The following is a 17,536-nucleotide window of genomic DNA, read 5'->3' as shown; positions in this document are numbered from 1 at the left end:
TCCTAATCGAGACTGCGGAAGGGGCCCGAATCCCCTGGGGATGCGGGCCCCTTCCGAGGTACGGGACAGGCCTAGCCGAACGTGCGCTGACGTGCCTTGATGGACTCGACGTACCGCTTGGTGTCCTCGTACATGCCGTACTTGCTCACCGAGTACTGGCCTTGGTAGTAGCCGGCAATGGCAGTATCCAGATCCTTGCTCGTGGCCACCAGTGCCCGGATGATCGCGACGCCTGCCGTGGCGTTGTCGTAGGGATCCAACAGGTTCAGCTTTCGCCCGACCAGATCGGAGGCCCACTGGCCCGATGACGGAATGACCTGCATGGTACCGATGGCGTTGGCCGGGGAAACGGCCCGCTGGTCGAATCCGGATTCCTGTTCGGCAAAGGCCAGTGCCAGTGACGGGCTGACCCCCATCCGCCGTGCAGTATCTGCCACGATGGTCTTCATTTCAGCGCGGCTCGGTACGGGGGAAGCGTTGAGCAGTGCCTTGTTCTCGTTGGCAGAGCTGACAACGGCCGGGGGATAGGTGAAGCCAAGGAAAGTGCTGGGAACCAGGGGTTTTGTGTCGCCTGCGGGCTGCAGGCTGTTACCCGGGATGGTCAGTTTCTGGCCCGGGTAGATGACCGTGCTTGCGGTCACGTTATTGGCCGACATGAGTGCGGACAGCGAGACACCCAACCGCGACGCGATGGAGCTGAGGGTGTCGCCGGCCTTGATGGTATAGGAGCCCGTGCTCGCCAGGGGAGCAGGCGCAGGTGCTGGCGCCGGGGCAGGCGTTGCAGGTGCTGACGGCGCTGATCCGCCGCTGACCTTGATCTTTTGGCCGGGGTAGATGATGGAGCTTCCGTTGAGGTTGTTCCAGCTGAAAATGCTCGACAAGGGAACCCCGTGCTTGGCCGCGATGCCACCGAGCGTATCTCCGGAGACCACGGTGTACACGGTGGCGGTGCTGGTGGAGCCGGATGCCGCCGGGGCGCTGGGCGCGGGGGCCGCCGGTGCCGTGCCGCTGAGCTTGATGCTCTGCCCGGGATAGATGAGCGTCGTGGGGGTCAGGTTGTTCAGCTGGAGTACTGCGGAAGTATCCAGATTGAACCGTCGGGCGATCGCACTGATGGTATCGCCGCGGACCACGGTGTAGCTGGCCGGCACCGCAGGTGCCAGGGGGCGGAGTGCCGCTGGGAGGGTAGCGGGAACCGCCTGGGCGGGGATCACGGTACCCGCTGCCGCAGCCTGCGCCTCCATGGCAGCAACCAAGGTGGCGGGAAGCTTGCGGGGTTGGGGTGCGGGCGCTGCGACGGACGGTTGAGCCAGCGCGAGCGACGACAAAACCACGGCGGGAAGCGCAGCCGTGGTTGCCGCGATAACGGGCATGCTCATGGTTCGTTTCGGCGAGCGGGTCGTCGTCATGAAAGAGTCCTCATCTCAAACAGCGGGGTTGATTGTTAACGCTGTTGTCAGTGTTGCCAATGTTACTGATGTTATCAATGGTGCAAGTGTGATCAGTGTGAATCTCTCACACTTATTGACCCGACACAACAAATCGAGTCAAGGAAGATTGCCGAATCCATTTATCGATGCCGGAATTGGGGGATTCGGGCGCGTTCGGATCGGGCCGTTGGATCCCCGGCTAGGCGCGGGGCGGGGCGGCGTGGCAACCTTGATCCGTGAGTAATGTAGAAAGCCTTGTTTCCGAGTGGTTGCCGCTTCCGGATGTTGCCGAGCTGCTGGACGTTTCCATCACCAAAGTCCACGGACTGTTGGATGAGCGCGCGATTGTCGCCATCAGGCAGGGGGAACGGAATATCCGCTCCATCCCCGCCCTGTTTATACAAGACGGGCACGTTGTCGACAGTCTTAAGGGCACCATCGCGGTGCTCAGCGACGCCGGCTATAACGACGAAGAATTGATCATCTGGCTGTTTACTCCCGATGAATCCCTGCGCGGACGCCCCATCGACGCCCTGCGTGAAGGCCGCAAAACAGAGATCAGGCGCCGCGCCCAGTCCCTGGCCTGGTAATTGCGTCTGCGTGGTTCAGGAAAAAACAAAGACATAAAACGACGACGACGGCGGTCCCCAACCGCCGTCGTCGTCTTGTCATTGCCTTGCCCGGACCGCCCGGCAGAAGCCGGCTTCCGTCTCAGGCAGCGCGGCTGACCGCCGCTTCAGCAAGCTGTCCCAGTGCCAAAAGTGGAACCTCATCCAAAGGCAGCCGTTCCAGGGCTACAAAGGCATCCGTGCTCAGCTGCGCAATCAGGGCTTCGGTGGCGTCCAAGGCGCCGCACTCGACCATCAGGTGACGGATCCGCTCGACGTCCTCCGCTCCGAGATCAGGGTTTCCCAGCATGCGGTCCAGAAGGGCGGCCTCCGATGCCGTGGCCTGGTTCAGGGCAAAACCCACGAGCACTGTGCGTTTGCCTTCCCGCAGGTCGTCGCCGGCAGGCTTGCCGGTTGTTGCGGGGTCGCCGAAGACTCCCAGGACGTCGTCTCGCATCTGGAAGGCCTCGCCGAGGGGCAGCGAAAAGCTCGAGTAGGCCTTGAGCAGATCGCTGGGAGCGCCGGCCAGAGCGCCGCCCAAGGCGAGCGGATGCTCTGTGGAGTACTTGGCAGACTTGTAGCGAATGATGGACCTGGCCCTGTCCACGGAGCCGGCGTGGTCACGGACCGGGCCAGCCACCTCCTCAAGGATGTCAAGGTATTGACCGGCCATGACCTCAGCCCGCATCACGTTGAAGATCCGGCGGGCCGGGCTGCCCGAGGCTGCACGGGATCCGATGTCAGTGAACGCTTCTTCGCTGAACGAGAGGCAGAGGTCACCGGTCAAGATGGCGGCGGCGTCGCCAAAGTGCTCGCTGTCCAGGGCCCATCCATTGCTTTCATGGAGGTGGCTGAAGCGCTTATGCACGCTGGGGCCGCCCCGGCGGGTATCGGAGCGGTCGATGATGTCGTCGTGGATCAGGGCTGCTGCCTGGAAGAGTTCCAGGGCGCAGCCAGCGGTGACGATGTCGGCGTCGTCTGCGAGCCCACCGGCGCCGCGCCAGCCCCAGTAACACATCAGGGCCCTTAGCCGTTTGCCCCCTGTGACCAGGGTGGATATGGAGCCGATGAGGGGGGCGACATCCGGTGAAACCGTGGCCATGACGTCCCGCTGCTCCGCAAGGAAGCCGTTGAGCCTGGCGGAGACGCCATCGATGAAACGGGCCTGTTCGGAGGCCACGAGAGAATCAGGCGTCACTTGATGGACCCGGCCGCCACGTTGGCGCCGATGGTGAAGGTTGAGACGCCTTCCTTCTGCGTGATGGAAACGTTCACTGTCTCCCCGTCACCGCGGATGAAGTCCAACGACGTGACATTTCCCACCGCTTCGGGCCCGGGGACCAGCTTGAAGCCCTGGGCTTCCAGGGAGGTCTTGTAGTAGTCCACCACACCCTGCGGAGGCGCTTTGATTGTTCCGACAAGCGCCACTGTCGCGAGGGAGGCATTCTTGTCGAAGCTGCTGGATCGTACCGACGTCTTGGGCATGACGGGAATCAGCTGCTCGGGGAATCCGGGAACCAGTGCGTTGACCGTGGCCGTGGCATTCGGGTCGGGAGTGCTGGACTCCGTGAAACCGGTCGTCTCAGGAGAAGCGGTGCTGCTGGCCTGGGAGGCAGTGGCGGACGGTGACGGCGCAGAGGTGGACGAGGAAGTGCCGGTGGGCGATGGTGCGGCCGAACTGCCGGGTGATGGCGTGCATGCGGAGGCCGCCACTGCGACACTGACTGCGAGCAGGGCAAACCCTCGCGACTGAGGAGTTCCAAAGAGCTTCACAGGGTATCCTTCCTGGGGCTGAGCCGGACATTGCCTCCAGTTTAGTCAGTGCCCGGGCATAGTATTGCCGTTGTGAGGCAGGAAGCACCCGGCAGCGAGTCAAGCGCCGGCCAGAGTCCAGCCCGCAGTGCTGGAGATGCCCTGCGGGAAATGCGGCGAACCAGCATCCTGCATGTGGACATGGACGCCTTCTTTGTTTCCGTGGAACTCCGGAGCAGGCCTGAGTTGCGCGGCAAGCCAGTGATTGTGGGATTCCCCGCCGAGCGTTCCGTGGTTCTGTCCGCTTCCTACGAAGCGCGTGCCACAGGGGTAAAATCCGCCATGCCGATGTCCATTGCGATGCGGCGGTGCCCCGCTGCCGTAGTCATCAATCCCCGGCACAGCGTGTACTACGAGGTCTCGGGGCAGCTCATGGAGATCTTCGCCTCCATCACGGACCTGGTGGAGCCCCTCAGCGTGGATGAAGCGTTCCTGGATGTCGGTGGGGCTATCCGCCGGTTGGGTTCGCCGTTGGACATCGGCCAGCTGATCAGGCGACGGGTCCACTCGGAGTTGGGGATCACCGCTTCGGTCGGGATTGCCGGCAGCAAATTCGTGGCCAAGATCGCCTCCACCCGGTGCAAACCCGATGGCATCCTGCAGATTGACGCCGACGATACCCTTGCGTACCTTCACAGCCTTCCCGTCAGTGCGCTGTGGGGCGTAGGCGGCAAGACCGGTGAGGTCCTGGCGCGCATGGGGATCCGAACGGTTGCCGACGTCGCTGCCACTCCTTTGTCCTCACTAAAGAAGGTCCTTGGTGCAAGTGGCGAACACGTGCACCGGCTTTCGATGGGTATCGACCCCCGGCCTGTAACACCCACCCGGCTTGAGAAGAGCATTGGCGCGGAAGAGACCTTTTCCGTTGACACAGCCGATGATGCCTTGCTGCACAGGGAGCTGTTGCGGTTGTCCCACCGCACTGCCAGCCGGCTTCGGAGCTCCGGCATGCTTGCCCGGACTGTTGCCTTGAAACTGCGCTACGCCGATTTCTCCACCGTCTCGCGCAGTCGGACGTTGCACACCCCCGTCGACAGTGCCCAGCTGATCTACCAGGTGGCGGTGCAACTCCTGGAGTCACTTGGCACCCGTGCCATGAGCGTCCGCCTGGTGGGTGTCAGGGCCGAGCAACTGGAACCGGCCGGCCAGACGTCGATGCAATTGAGCCTGGACCGCCGGGATGACAACTGGCGTGCGGCCGAGCAGGCCTTGGACCGGGTTTCACAGCGGTTTGGATCCAAGACACTGCTTCCTGCCCGGCTCCTGGAACCGGGCAAGCCTGCCTCTGATCGTTGACCCCTGCGACGCTCACTGTGACCTTGGTCCCGCATGGTCCTGGGCGTCTTTCAGAACAGCCCGCGACAAACTATCCTATTTATTACAGAGATTTAGATCGTCTGGACAAACTGTTTCCTGAACAGTCGGCCCTGGGATGCCCGCTGAACCAAGAGGGTATTTTGGGAACGAAATTCTTGGTCCGATCGTTGGGGTAAGCAGACGCACAGAAGGCGTTGTGTCCAGACGCTGGCTGACTAAAGGAGGTCGCGATGCCCCTCTCGGAGCACGAACAGAAGCTGCTTGAGCAACTCGAAAAGCAACTTCACGAGGACGATCCGAAGTTTGCCAACACCATGGGCTCGGATCCCATCCGCAGCTGGTCAACCCGGCACGTCATCATTGGCGTCCTTGGCGCGATTGCCGGCATTCTTCTCCTGCTCGTTGGCGTTTCGCTGCAGGCGATTCCAGTGGGTGTCCTCGGCTTCATTGTCATGGGTGCTGGTGTGTACTTCGCAACGTTGCGAGGATCGGCTTTCGGAAAAGCCGGCAAGGGAAAACCTGCGAAGTCCAAGCCCAAGAGCACATTCATGAGCAGCCTCGAAGAGCGCTGGGATGAACGGCGCCGCGACGACCACTGACGGAGCAAAGCGCTCCTGACCAGGGGAGTGGACGCCGCATGAGTTGTCAGCCGTCATCAGGCGTGCCCTGAATTGCTCCTGAACACCTAAATACTGACCTCCTTAATCAAAGGGCCCGTTTCCGCGGGTCCTTTTGCTGTTAAGGGCAGGGCTTCCATCCCTCCACTTCCCACCACTGTCTCCACTTTCCTCCCGATAAGCGCACGATTCCGGTTCCCGGCTGTTTCCGGCGCCCTTTTCCGGGCAGGATTCGACGGCGGCGGCGCCCCCGACCGTAGGGGCCTCCACATCGCTCCACCCGGGCACATCCGCGTCAATCCGCCCTTGCTGAATGTCAATGTGGTGGAGAAACGCCCATGTTTGCGTTGACTGTGGTGCGTTGTGGAGTAAAGTGGAGCGCATAAGAGGGTAGTGGCAGTGTTGGGTATGTGCGGGCACCTTGTCTGAGGGGCGGTGGGGCCAGTGTTTCTGGGCACTCACTCGCCTCGTCTGGATGAAAAGGGCCGGATCATACTTCCCGCCAAGTTCCGCGAGGAGCTGGCAGAGGGCTTGGTTCTCACAAGGGGCCAGGAGCGCTGCATCTACGTCTTCAGTCAGAAGGAATTCGAACGTATTCACGAGTCGATGCGGGAGGCGCCATTGTCCTCCAAGCAGGCACGTGACTACATCCGGGTCTTTCTGTCCGGAGCCTCTGATGAAGTACCTGATAAGCAGGGGCGTGTGACGATTCCGCCGGCGCTCCGTGCATATGCAGGCTTGGGGAGGGAACTGGCGGTAATTGGTGCCGGAACCCGGGCCGAGATCTGGGATGCCGACGCTTGGAATGAGTACCTCAACGAGAAGGAAGCAGCCTTCTCGGAAACGGATGACGACAATCTGCCCGGGTTTATCTGACCGGTCAGAGGAAGCACCATCGCTTCTTGAATGGGATCTCCAGCCGCCCATCGAACAGTCTTCCTGGCTCAACTTCCCCTGAGCCAGGCCGGCCGGACGATAGGCGCGGATGGGGATCCGATTCAAGAATCACCATGCACGTAACTGAGGAAAGAGGAGGCAGCGTGGAAGAGCAGGACGCGGCAAAGCCCACATCTGAGCGTCACGTGCCCGTCCTGAAAGACCGCTGCATCAACCTGCTCGCTCCCGGTTTTGAAGCCGCAAGGAGTCGTGGAGAGACTCCCGTTGCCATTGATGCCACTCTCGGCATGGGAGGGCACTCCGAAGCGATGCTGCAGCGCTTCCCCGATCTCCACCTGGTCGGCATCGACCGGGATGAGGAAGCATTGTCTCTGGCCGGCGCCCGCTTGGAACCCTTTTCGCAGCGCACAGACTTGGTTCACGCCGTGTATGACGAAATCGAGGACGTGCTGGCTGACCTCGGCATCCCGGAGGTCCATGGAATCCTGATGGACCTCGGGGTTTCTTCCTTGCAGCTGGATGAACGCGAGCGTGGTTTCGCCTACTCCTACGACGCTCCCCTGGACATGCGCATGGACACGAGCCGTGGGCAGACTGCCGCCGACGTCGTGAACACGTACAGCGAGGAAGACCTGGTCCGCATCATCCGCAAATGGGGTGAGGAAAAGTTCGCAGGACGGATCGCCAACAGGATCGTCAACGCCAGGGTTGAGAAACCGTTTGCGACTACCGGTGAGCTCGTGGAACAGATCCGCAGCGTAGTCCCGGCGGCTGCGGCAAAGAGCGGCGGACACCCGGCCAAGCGCACGTTCCAGGCCCTGCGCATCGAGGTCAACGAAGAACTCGATGTCCTGGAGCGAGCAGTACCGGCCGCAGTAGCTTCCACGGCCCTGGGCGGACGCATCGTGGTCATGTCTTACCACTCCCTGGAAGACAAGATCGTGAAATCCGTGTTCCAAAAGGGCTCCAAATCCTCGGCCCCGCTCGGGTTCCCCGTGGAGCTGGAAGAACACAAAGCTGAACTGAAGACCATCACCAAAGGGACGGAAGTGCCCACGGCGGCCGAAATCGCCGAGAACCCCCGGGCAGCCTCCGCTCGCCTGAGGGCCGTCGAACGCATCAAACCGAGGAGAGACGCATGAGCAACGCCGCAGCGAGGACTTTGCCCTCCGTGGTGGGCAACACCGCCCGCGCCCTTCCGGCTCCCGCTGGCAAACCTGATGGCGCACGCAGGACGCGCACGCCGCTGTCCGTGGTACGCAGCGCCCCGGGTCGGCGCAGGACCCCTTTTGTGGTTCTGTGCTTCGTCGCCATGGCCGCGGCACTCCTGACGGTCCTTGTCCTGAACATCTCTGTGTCCACGGCGCAGTACCAGTTGGTGCAGCTCAAAGCACAGGCCGCGACGCTCAACAAGGAAAACCAGGACCTGACACAGAAGAAGCAGAACTACGAAGCTCCCCAGAATCTGGCAGCCAAGGCTACAGAATTGGGAATGGTACCTTCCACCGTCAAAGGCCAGATTGACCTGAACACGATGACAGTGACCGGTAAGGCGACTCCCGCAGTCAAGGGCGAGAACCCTGGTGCTGTTCTGGCTCCACCCGCCGTGGGAGGCGTCCTTGACGTTGTTCCCTCGGTGACCACCAAGGATCCTCTGGAGAACCTCAAGCCAGTTACACCCGCAGCGCCGGCAGCGCAGGCAACCACGCCGGCTGCACCGGCATCCCCGGCAGCGACACCGCCGGTGGATCTTCATGGAGGGTCGGTCCCGGCCCCCCAACAGAAGACACCCGGGCAATAGTCCATCCGTCCACTGAACCAAGGCCAGCAGCAAGGAAGAAACGTGGCTCAGAACCCCGGCACATCGAAAAAAACGAAGACGCCGGTGGCACGTAGGCGGCTGCGGGTCGGGCTCGGCATCATGTTGAGCCTGCTGCTGGTGGTAGGTGGCAAGTTGTTCATGGTCCAGGGCCTGGACATGGGCGGGATGGCCGAAGCTGCCCTCGCCAAGCGGCTGACCCCCCAGGTCCTCCCGGCCGAGCGGGGTCAGATCCTGGATGCGAACGGCACCGTCCTGGCAAGCAGTGTCATCAGGTACAACATCGTGGTGGACCAGACGGTCAACACCAATACCGCCACGTTCCACCGGTACAACGAGAAAACGGAAAAGCTCGACGAAATCACCAGGGACCAGGGCATCGCGGATCTTGCAGCCCTGCTGGGCACCGACGTCGCCAAAATGCGCGAGTCCCTGACGGGGGATAAGCGCTATTTCGTCGTGGCCAAGGACATCAAGCCTGAGCTGGAAGACCGCATCACCAAGCTGTACATCCCCGGGCTCAGCGCCGAAGGCGTCAGCAAGCGTGTGTATCCGAACGGCAGCGTGGCCGGCGGGGTGGTTGGTTTCCTGAAGGACGGAACTACTGGCCAGGCCGGTATTGAGCAAACCCAGGACGAGATTCTTCGCGGCACGGAAGGAAAACGAGTCTTCGAGATCGGCGCAGACGGTCTCCGCATCCCGGTGGCCACGGACGAGCTGACGCCCGCCGTGGATGGCAGTGACGTCAAGTTGACCATCAACACGGACATCCAGTACTTCGCGCAACAGGCCATCCAGAGCCAGGTGAACAAGATGAACGCCGAATGGGGTTCCATCGTCGTGATGGACGCCAAGACCGGCAACCTCATCGCTCTGGCCGATACCAATGCCCCTGACCCCAACGACCCCGGCAAGGTCGACGCCAAGGACCGTGGCGTCCGTTCGGTAACCGCCGCCTACGAGCCCGGCTCTGTCCAAAAAATGATCACAGCGGCGGCTGCCATCGAGGAAGGCAAGTCCTTCCCGCTGGACCACTTCACCATCCCGTCGGCCTACACCATTGACGGCCAGACGTTCACGGACGCTTTCGAGCACGGCACCGAAGAGCGCACCCTTGCGGGCATCCTGGGATGGTCCATGAATACCGGCACCGTGATGGTCGGAAGCCGCTTGAGCAAAGAGCAGCGCTATGACTGGCTCAAGAAATTCGGCATTGGGGAGAAACCGGACATTGGTCTTCCGGGCGAAGCTACGGGTATTCTCGCCACGCCCGACCAGTGGGATGAACGCCAGCAGTACACGGTGCTGTTCGGACAGGGAGTCTCGCAGTCGACGCTCCAGACCGTCCGGGCCTTCCAAAGTATCGCCAACAACGGTGTGATGCTGCAGCCCCGTTTGATTGACGGGTATATCAGTCCTGACGGCCAGGAGCAGAAAGCCCCTGCCAAGGATTCCCGCCAGGTGGTCTCCAAGGAGACAGCCCAGCAGGTCCGCGACATCCTTGAAAGCGCGGTGACCGAGGGGCAGATCAAGGACGCCGCCATCGACGGTTACCGCGTCGGGGCCAAGACTGGTACCTCGCAGGCACCCCGGGAGGACGGATTGCCCGGATTCGATGGCTACACGGCATCGATGGTGGGTATGGCTCCCATGGACGACCCCCGGTTCATCGTGGAAGTAGTCCTGCAGCGCCCCAAGGGAAATATCTATGGAATCACCAACGGACCGGTATTCCGCTCGGTGATGTCACAGGTCCTGCGGACCTACAACGTGGCACCTTCCACAGGGACTCCCGCGCGGCTGCCCCAGTTCGTCAAGTAAGCTTTTTGGGCGTCTGTTTCGGGCACCATTCGATCCACAACTACGGCCCGGGCGCCGCTGGCCCCCGGCCGGTCGTTCCACGAGCACCAACGGAGAACCACGTGTCAGAGCACAACGAGCCAGCTTCCAATACCGCCACGCCGGACGCCGGAAGGTCAGGCTTCCGTCCCGCCTCCGTGGCGGCGGTGCCCCTGGCCGCCATAGCCAGTGCGCTGGGTGTAACAGCTCCGGACGGCAGCCAGGACATCGGCGTCACGGGCATCACCCTGAATTCCCGTGCAGTGGAAGCGGGCGACCTCTACCTGGCACTGCCGGGCGCGACACGCCACGGTGCCGATTTCGTTCCACAGGCCATCGACGCCGGTGCCGTCGCCGTCGTGACGGACGACGCCGGAGCACGCCAGCTTGCGCTGGCAGCCGAACAACCAGTCCCGGTCCTCATCGTCGAAGAGCCGCGGGCCGTCGTCGGGCCTTTGGCCGCCTTGATCTACCGCAGCCAGCCGGAGGACGCGTCCTACCCATCTCTGTTCGGGGTCACCGGAACCAACGGCAAGACCACCACCACCTACTTCATCAACTCGTTGCTGCGCGCCCTGGGCCGGCGTCCCGGACTGATCGGCACCATCGAGATCGTGGCCGGGGGAGAGCCTATTCCCAGCCTCCTGACCACACCGGAGTCCACCGACGTCCATGCGCTGTTGGCCTTGATGCGCGAGCGGGGACTGGATGCGGCTTCCATGGAGGTCTCTTCACATGCGATCTCCTACCGCCGCGTGGATGCCGTCATGTTCGAAGTCGCCGGATTCACCAACCTGACCCAGGACCACTTGGACCTCCACGGCAGCATGGAGGAGTACTTCAACACCAAGGCCGAACTTTTTACGGCCGCCCGTGCGCGGAGGGCCGTCGTTACGGTGGACGACGACTGGGGCCGCAGGCTTGCCGGGCAGGCCGATATCCCCGTGACGACTCTTTCGGCCACCAGCGACGACGCTGACTGGCACGTCTCTTCCGTCAACGCGCGTGGTCTTGGATCGGAATTCGAATTGAAGCACCGGGACGGCCGGAGCTTGCGCGTACACACCGGCTTGCCGGGGGACTTCAACGTGGCCAACGCCGCGTTGGCCACCGTCATGGTCCTGGCATCGGGTGTGGACGAAGCAGATCTCCAGGAAGCCCTCGACGCCCATGATCCCTTCACCGTCGCGGTTCCAGGACGGATGCAACTGGTCTCCACCGAACCTGCTTCCGTCGTTGATTTTGCCCACAATCCCGATGCCCTGGCCCGGGCCCTGACGGCCGTCCGCTCGCCTGAGGAAGGTTCCCGGGTGATCGTGGTCTTTGGTGCCACCGGCCAGCGTGACCAAGGCAAGAGACCCACCATGGGAGCCATTGCAGCCCGACTTGCGGACGTCGTCATCATCAGCGATGACGACCCCCATGACGAGGACGCCGCGACGATCCGCGCGGACGTCCTGGCGGGCGCCTACGCGGCACGTGAGGAAGAGAACCTGGACTGCGAAATCATCGAGTCCTACCCGCGTGATGCTGCCATCCGTCGTGCCGTGGAGGCAGCGACGGCCAAGGACACCATTCTCATTGCAGGACGTGGCCATGAGGTCTGGCAGGAAGTGAAAGGCGTGAACCTTGCCCTGGACGACAGGGTAGAGCTGAGGGCTGCCTTGACATCCAGGGGATTCAGCGTTTCATCGGACCAGCGGATAGAGTCCTAAACCGAGATGATTGCATTTACTGCGGCGGAGATCGCCGACATCACCCATGGCCGATTGACCGGAGATCCGGGCATCGTTCCTTCCTCTGTGGTCACTGACTCGCGGGAGGCCACTCCTGGCGCGCTGTACGTGGCCAAGCCCGGCGAGCACGCCGACGGTCACAGCTTCGTCGACGCCGCGTTCGCACGGGGAGCCGTCCTGGCCCTGGCCGAACGCGAAGTTGCCGACGCCGACGGCAACCGGTATCCCGCCGTCGTGGTGGACGATGCCGTGCTGGCCATGGGCGCCCTGGCCGCTGAAGCCGTGCGCCGTATCCGGGCCGAGCGTGAACGGCGCGGTGAGCAATTCACGGTCGTCGGCATCACCGGCTCAGCGGGAAAGACGACCACCAAGGACCTCCTGGCCGGGATATTGTCCACGGCCGGAGCCACGGTGGCTCCGCAAGGCTCGTACAACGGTGAGGTAGGCGTTCCGCTTACGGTGTTCGCAGCTGACGCCCGGACCCGCTTCCTGGTCATCGAAATGGGTGCAACGGGCCTGGGGCACATCAAGTACCTGGCCGGCATGGTCAAACCCGACATCGGAGTTGTCCTGATGGTTGGTACCGCGCACGCCGGCGAGTTCGGCGGCGTGGAGAATATTGCCAAAACCAAGGGCGAGCTGGTCGAAGCCCTCAGCGAAAACGGCACCGCTGTGCTTAATCTTGACGATGGCCGTGTGGCTGCCATGCGTTCACGTACCAAGGCGAAGGTGCTGGGATTCTCGGCCCAGCCGGCAACCACCGAAGAGGTTGAGGCCCGCAACGTGGTGGTGGACGCTGACGGCTACCCCGGCTTTGATCTCGTGCTTCCCGACGGCGGCCCCTCGGTTCATGTCCACAGCCGCCTTATCGGCGCCCACCATGTGACGAACCTGCTGGCCGCCGCTGCCGCGGCGTTCGCCGCGGGCATTCCGGCCGCCGACATCGCATCGTCCTTGAGCTCGCAACAGGCTGCGAGCAGGTGGCGGATGGAACGCACCGAACGCGAAGATGGCGTCACCATCATCAACGATGCCTACAACGCCAACCCTGAATCCATGCGCGCAGCACTGCGCACCCTGGCGGACATCGGGCAAGGCCGGAGGACGTGGGCCGTCCTGGGAGCCATGCTTGAGCTGGGCGAAGACTCCATCCGCGAGCACACGGCGGTGGGCACACAGGTGGTGCGGCTGAACATCTCCCGGCTGGTGGTTGTCGGACGCGAAGCACGCGCCCTGTACGTTTCGGCGATCCAGGAAGGCTCCTGGGGTGACGAATGCTCCTTCACGGAGACCGTGGAGGAAGCCTACGAGCTCCTGCAGAACGAACTCAGGCCGGGCGACCTCGTGTTGTTCAAGTCCTCCAACGGGGTTGGGCTGAGGCACTTGGGTGATCGGATAGCATTACCTCCACGGGCCGAGCCCACCGGAGAAAGCGCGGCAGAACCTGCCGCAAGCGAAGGGAACGAGCTGCTGTGATTGCACTTTTGATCGGCGCCGGCGTCGCCCTTCTGGTGGCCTTGATTGGCACACCCCTGTTCATCCGGTTCCTGGTAGCCAAGAGCTACGGGCAATTCATCCGTGATGATGGGCCCACCTCGCACCACACGAAGCGCGGTACCCCCACCATGGGTGGAACCGTCGTGGTGGCGGCAGTGCTCATCAGCTACTTCGTGACCCACCTGATCATGTGGATGATGAATCCCCGTTCAGCCGGTCCTTCGGCGTCCGGGCTTCTGCTGCTGTTCCTCATGGTCGGCATGGGTTTTGTCGGGTTCCTCGATGACTACATCAAGATCTCCAACAAGCGCAGCTTGGGCCTTAATGCACGCGCCAAGCTCATCCTCCAGGCGGCAGTCGGCATCATTTTCGCCGTGCTGGTCCTGCAGTTCCCGAACGAGGACGGACTCCGGCCCGCTTCGACGCAGATTTCGCTGGTGCGGGACATTCCCTGGCTGGACCTTGCCTTCGGCGGGACGGTACTGGGTGCCATCCTGTTCATTGTGTGGTCCAACCTGATCATCACGGCAGCCACCAATGGTGTGAACCTCACGGATGGCCTGGATGGCCTTGCCGCAGGCGCGTCCATCATGGTTTTCGGCGCGTACACGATCATGGGAATCTGGCAGAACAACCAGGCCTGCGGCTCTCCCAGGGAATTCGGCAGCGGCTGCTACCAGGTACGGGACCCCATGGATCTCGCCCTGCTCGCCGCGATCCTCAGTGCTGCCTTGGTGGGATTCCTCTGGTGGAATACTTCACCGGCCAAGATCTTCATGGGCGACACCGGTTCGCTGGCCATCGGCGGAGCGGTCGCAGCTTTCGCCATCCTCTCCCGCACGGAATTGCTGCTGGCCTTCATTGGCGGCCTGTTCGTCCTCATTACGCTCTCGGTCATCATCCAGGTGGGCTTCTTCAAGCTCTCCGGCGGTAAGAGGGTCTTCAAGATGGCCCCGCTCCAGCACCACTTCGAACTGAAGGGTTGGGCCGAGGTCACGGTAGTGGTCCGGTTCTGGATCCTTGCCGGGCTTTTCGTGGCCGCGGGCCTGGGAATCTTCTACGCTGAATGGGTGGTGCTGCTGTGAACGAAAGCCCCGAAAACATGACTTCCACCTCTGACCGGCTCAAGGACCTCACCAGCTGGGATGCCAACTGGAGCGGGCTGCGGGTTGTTGTGACAGGCATCGGCCTGTCCGGCTTCTCGGCTGCCGACACACTGATCGAGCTTGGCGCCAAGGTGGTGGTGGTGGATGCCGCAACCACCGACAAAGCCAAAGCCCAGGCGGACACCCTCAAGATCGTGGGCGCTGTCGATGTCCTCCTGGGGCAAGACGCCGTCAACACCCTCCCGTTGATCGACGACGCATTGCCCGACCTGGTGGTGACCTCGCCCGGCTGGCGCCCGGACCAAGCCCTGCTCGCAGCGGCCAAGCGGAAGCACATCCCGGTCTGGGGCGACGTCGAACTGGCCTGGCGCCTGCGCGTCCGCGAAGGACGCAAGACGACCGAATGGCTGGCCATCACCGGAACCAACGGCAAGACCACCACGGTGGGAATGACCGAATCCATGCTGCAGGCCGCCGGCCTGAAGGCAATCGCCGTGGGCAACGTGGGAACACCGATCCTGGACGCGCTCCGGGATCCCGTTGACTACGACGTCTTTGCGGTGGAGCTGTCCAGCTTCCAACTCCACTGGAGCCACTCCCTGTCGCCGGTGGCAAGCGTGTGCCTGAACGTCGCCGAGGACCACGTGGACTGGCACGGCTCTTATGCGTCCTACCTCGCGGACAAGGCCAAGGTGTACGAAAACACCCAGAAGGCCGCGATCTACAACGCCGAGCAGATCGAAACAGAACGCATGGTGGAGGAGGCGGATGTCGTCGAGGGCTGCCGTGCCATCGGCTTTACCACCAACACCCCGGCCATCAGCATGCTGGGGGTAGTGGACGGCCTCCTGGTGGACCGGGCCTTTATCGCTGAGCGCAAGGACTCGGCGGCAGAGCTCGCTGCCATGTCGGACCTCGGTCCGGTCGCCCCGCGCCACATGGTGGCCAACGCGCTGGCCGCCGCAGCCTTGGTCCGGGCCTACGGCGTTGAACCTGCCGCAGTGAAGCAGGGCCTGGTCAACTACCTGCCCGGCGCCCACCGCATCCAGTTGGTGGCCAAGCACAACGACATCCTGTGGATCAACGACTCCAAGGCGACCAATCCGCATGCTGCCTCGGCGGCCCTCTCGGCCTTCCAGAACGTTGTGTGGATTGCCGGGGGCTTGTCCAAGGGCGTCAACTATGACGAACTGATCAAGGAGCACGCACCCCGGCTCAAGGCTGTGGTCCTGATTGGAACGGACACCGGCCAGCTTGAGGCCTCGCTCCAGCGACACGCGCCGGATGTCCCCGTGATATCCCAAGCCAAGGGTGACACTGAGAGTGTGCAGACCGCAGCCGGTAACGCAGCTTCGCCAATCTTCGGCGAGACCGTCATGGCCCAGGCTGTGGCGTCCGCGGCGGGCGTAGCCACCTCCGGCGATACCGTCCTGATGGCGCCGGCGGCTGCATCCATGGATCAGTTCTCTTCCTACGCTCACCGTGGCGACGCATTCGTCCAGGCAGTTCGCGAGCTTGTGGAAGGGCAGGCACAGACCACCGAGGAGTAACAATGGTCAGCACGCCCACCCGCACCCGCGGCAAGGAGCCAAAGGACGGGAAGGACAAGGCCACGCCCCAAGGCGGCCGACAGCCCCAAGGACTCCGTCGGCACTGGCGCAGCTTCTGGGAAAGCCTTGAAGGCAGAAGCAAGGCTCCCAACAGCTCCACGTACTACCTCATTCTGGGCTGTGCATTGGCCCTGACGGCCATTGGCATCATGATGGTGCTGTCCGCTTCCAGCGTCGAGGCCATTTCAGAAGGAAAGTCGCCCTACGCCGATGCCATGAAGCAAGCCGCGTTTGGCGTCGTCGGCCTTATCGCGATGTACATCATTTCGCGGACCAACGTTGACTGGATGAAGAAGTTGTCGTGGTGGGCCCTTGGCGCAGTCGTGGTGCTGCTCGCCCTGGTTCAGGTGATGGGCAACAGCGTCAATGGAAACAAGAACTGGATCGACATCGGTGGCGTCACGCTCCAGCCCTCCGAGATGTCCAAGCTTGTCCTGTGCGTGTGGATTGCCGCGGTTCTTGCACGGAAGCAGAAGCTCCTCAACCGCTGGATGCATGTCATCATCCCGGTAGTCCCGGGAGCAGGCCTGGTCATCGGTTTGGTGATGCTCGGCAACGACCTCGGTACTGTCATTGTCATAGCGGCCATCGCAGCCGCTGGCCTCTACTTCGCCGGCGTCCCCGGACGAATGCTGGGCATCGCGGGCGTCGTGGGCGTGGTCGGGGCCATTCTTGCCACGGTCAGCAGTTCCAACCGCATGTGCCGCATTACTTCCTGGCTGGGCACTGCTTCGGCATCGTGCACCGAGCAGTTCGACTTCGATTTCCAGTCAACCAACGGCATGTACGGCCTGGCGCAGGGGAGCTGGACAGGCCTGGGTCTTGGCCAGAGCCGGCAGAAATACAACTGGCTCCCTGAGGCCCACAACGACTTCATCTTCGCCATCATCGGTGAGGAGCTCGGCTTGGTGGGGACCATTGTGGTCCTGGTGCTGTTTGCCATCCTGGGCATTGCGATTTTCCGGGTGGTGGTTCGCCAGACCGATCCCTTCCAGCGGACCCTGGCTGGTGGGATCATGGTGTGGCTCCTGGGCCAGGCGAGCATGAACATGGCGGTGGTCACGCAGCTGCTTCCCGTGGTGGGAGTGCCCTTGCCTTTCATCTCGTACGGCGGTTCGGCATTGATCATGTCCTTGTGTGGTGTGGGCGTAGTGTTGTCTTTGGCCCGCGGCCAGCTGCCACCCCAGCAACGTCCACGATTCCTGCCGCGCCGTTCACCCAAACCCGCACGAAAGCGTACCTAGCACT

The 17,536-nt window shown here is 62.7% G+C and carries 16 protein-coding genes; 13 read left to right on the top strand and 3 right to left on the bottom strand.

Going from position 1 to position 17,536, the window contains the following annotated elements:
- Positions 1-71: 71 nt before the first annotated feature.
- Entirely contained in the window at positions 72-1,409 is a 1,338-nt protein-coding gene (locus tag FDP28_RS16305) for a lytic transglycosylase domain-containing protein (protein ID WP_144662587.1), read from the bottom strand.
- A gap of 257 nt (positions 1,410-1,666) precedes the next feature.
- Between FDP28_RS16305 and FDP28_RS16300 the strand changes: the two genes are divergently transcribed.
- Positions 1,667-2,020, top strand: coding sequence for an Rv2175c family DNA-binding protein (locus tag FDP28_RS16300; protein ID WP_144662586.1), 354 nt, complete (start codon positions 1,667-1,669; stop codon positions 2,018-2,020).
- A 121-nt stretch (positions 2,021-2,141) separates the two neighbouring features.
- On the opposite strand, the gene FDP28_RS16295 is transcribed toward FDP28_RS16300, so the two are convergent.
- Together FDP28_RS16295 and FDP28_RS20855 are read right to left on the bottom strand one after the other, a co-directional pair.
- Positions 2,142-3,236: a polyprenyl synthetase family protein gene (locus FDP28_RS16295; RefSeq protein WP_144662585.1), complete on the bottom strand. Its 1,095-nt coding sequence runs from the start codon at positions 3,234-3,236 to the stop codon at positions 2,142-2,144.
- Positions 3,233-3,523, bottom strand: a complete 291-nt coding sequence (locus FDP28_RS20855; protein WP_260842505.1) for a hypothetical protein — start codon at positions 3,521-3,523, stop codon at positions 3,233-3,235. The genes FDP28_RS16295 and FDP28_RS20855 overlap by 4 nt, the downstream gene beginning before the upstream one ends.
- Between FDP28_RS20855 and FDP28_RS20850 the strand changes: the two genes are divergently transcribed.
- The 12 genes from FDP28_RS20850 to ftsW all read left to right on the top strand — a co-directional run bounded on the left by FDP28_RS20850 (position 3,522) and on the right by ftsW (position 17,532).
- Positions 3,522-3,791: a hypothetical protein gene (locus FDP28_RS20850; RefSeq protein ID WP_260842504.1), complete on the top strand. Its 270-nt coding sequence runs from the start codon at positions 3,522-3,524 to the stop codon at positions 3,789-3,791. The genes FDP28_RS20855 and FDP28_RS20850 overlap by 2 nt on opposite strands.
- Before the next feature lie 92 nt (positions 3,792-3,883).
- Positions 3,884-5,146: a DNA polymerase IV gene (gene dinB, locus FDP28_RS16285; protein WP_144662583.1), complete on the top strand. Its 1,263-nt coding sequence runs from the start codon at positions 3,884-3,886 to the stop codon at positions 5,144-5,146.
- Between the two features lie 251 nt (positions 5,147-5,397).
- Positions 5,398-5,766 carry a DUF3040 domain-containing protein gene (locus tag FDP28_RS16280; RefSeq protein ID WP_144662582.1) on the top strand — a complete coding sequence of 123 codons (369 nt, stop codon included), beginning with the start codon at positions 5,398-5,400 and terminating at the stop codon, positions 5,764-5,766.
- Positions 5,767-6,228: 462 nt separating this feature from the next.
- Positions 6,229-6,660: a division/cell wall cluster transcriptional repressor MraZ gene (gene mraZ, locus FDP28_RS16275; RefSeq protein ID WP_018779285.1), complete on the top strand. Its 432-nt coding sequence runs from the start codon at positions 6,229-6,231 to the stop codon at positions 6,658-6,660.
- Positions 6,661-6,794: 134 nt separating this feature from the next.
- Complete coding sequence (rsmH, locus tag FDP28_RS16270) at positions 6,795-7,823, top strand: 16S rRNA (cytosine(1402)-N(4))-methyltransferase RsmH (protein ID WP_186313660.1); 1,029 nt, start codon at positions 6,795-6,797, stop codon at positions 7,821-7,823.
- Entirely contained in the window at positions 7,820-8,482 is a 663-nt protein-coding gene (gene ftsL, locus FDP28_RS16265) for a cell division protein FtsL (RefSeq protein ID WP_144662580.1), read from the top strand. Before rsmH ends, ftsL begins: the two co-directional genes overlap by 4 nt.
- 42 nt (positions 8,483-8,524) lie before the next feature.
- Positions 8,525-10,321, top strand: a complete 1,797-nt coding sequence (locus FDP28_RS16260) for a peptidoglycan D,D-transpeptidase FtsI family protein (protein ID WP_144662579.1) — start codon at positions 8,525-8,527, stop codon at positions 10,319-10,321.
- A 101-nt stretch (positions 10,322-10,422) separates the two neighbouring features.
- Entirely contained in the window at positions 10,423-12,054 is a 1,632-nt protein-coding gene (locus FDP28_RS16255; RefSeq protein WP_144662578.1) for a UDP-N-acetylmuramoyl-L-alanyl-D-glutamate--2,6-diaminopimelate ligase, read from the top strand.
- A 6-nt stretch (positions 12,055-12,060) separates the two neighbouring features.
- A complete protein-coding gene (locus tag FDP28_RS16250) occupies positions 12,061-13,551 on the top strand; it encodes a UDP-N-acetylmuramoyl-tripeptide--D-alanyl-D-alanine ligase (RefSeq protein ID WP_144662577.1) in 1,491 nt (496 codons plus the stop codon).
- Positions 13,548-14,657: a phospho-N-acetylmuramoyl-pentapeptide-transferase gene (gene mraY, locus FDP28_RS16245; protein ID WP_144662576.1), complete on the top strand. Its 1,110-nt coding sequence runs from the start codon at positions 13,548-13,550 to the stop codon at positions 14,655-14,657. Before FDP28_RS16250 ends, mraY begins: the two co-directional genes overlap by 4 nt.
- Positions 14,639-16,228, top strand: a complete 1,590-nt coding sequence (murD, locus tag FDP28_RS16240) for a UDP-N-acetylmuramoyl-L-alanine--D-glutamate ligase (RefSeq protein WP_144662575.1) — start codon at positions 14,639-14,641, stop codon at positions 16,226-16,228. Before mraY ends, murD begins: the two co-directional genes overlap by 19 nt.
- 2 nt (positions 16,229-16,230) lie before the next feature.
- Positions 16,231-17,532, top strand: coding sequence for a putative lipid II flippase FtsW (ftsW, locus tag FDP28_RS16235; protein ID WP_144662574.1), 1,302 nt, complete (start codon positions 16,231-16,233; stop codon positions 17,530-17,532).
- The last annotated feature ends 4 nt before the right edge of the window (positions 17,533-17,536 follow it).

Source organism: Paenarthrobacter nicotinovorans (genome assembly GCF_007670255.1).
Taxonomy (GTDB): Bacteria; Actinomycetota; Actinomycetes; order Actinomycetales; family Micrococcaceae; genus Arthrobacter; species Arthrobacter nicotinovorans_B.
The sequence above is the reverse complement of the archived record's forward strand: the minus strand, read 5'-3'. Positions and strand labels throughout refer to the sequence as shown.